Consider the following 416-nt stretch of genomic DNA (forward strand, 5'->3'; position numbering starts at 1 on the left):
CGTGGGAACAGTTCATACACCCACTTTATGCGCTCCTGGAACTGGTCGCGTTCGGCAAAAAAGCCGCCCATCGCCAGGTTCTCTTCCACCGTCATCCGCGAGAAGACGCGACGCCCTTCCGGGACAATCGCTACCGCTTCGCGCATGATTTTCGCCGTCTGCCAGTCGGTAATGTCTTTATCATCAAACACAATTCGCCCGCTGGTAGCGCGCGGATCGCCGCATAACGTGCCGAGCAAGGTGGTTTTCCCCGCCCCGTTCGCGCCAATGAGGGTGACAATCTCGCCCTGATTGATATGCAGGCTCACCTCATGCAGCGCCTGGATTTTGCCGTAGTGGGCGCTGACTTTGTCAAAGGACAACATGACTTTTTCCATCTTATGCCTCACCTAAATAGGCACGGATCACGTCCGGGT

At 56.2% G+C, this 416-nt stretch carries 1 protein-coding gene; it reads right to left on the bottom strand.

From position 1 onward, the window contains the following. On the bottom strand, nucleotides 1-365 hold a 365-nt coding region (locus ACTD9P_RS30135; protein ID WP_010350766.1), incomplete at its 3' end, for an ATP-binding cassette domain-containing protein. Between the last annotated feature and the right edge of the window lie 51 nt (nucleotides 366-416).

Source organism: Pseudomonas onubensis (assembly GCF_965653655.1).
Classification (GTDB): Bacteria; Pseudomonadota; Gammaproteobacteria; order Pseudomonadales; family Pseudomonadaceae; genus Aquipseudomonas.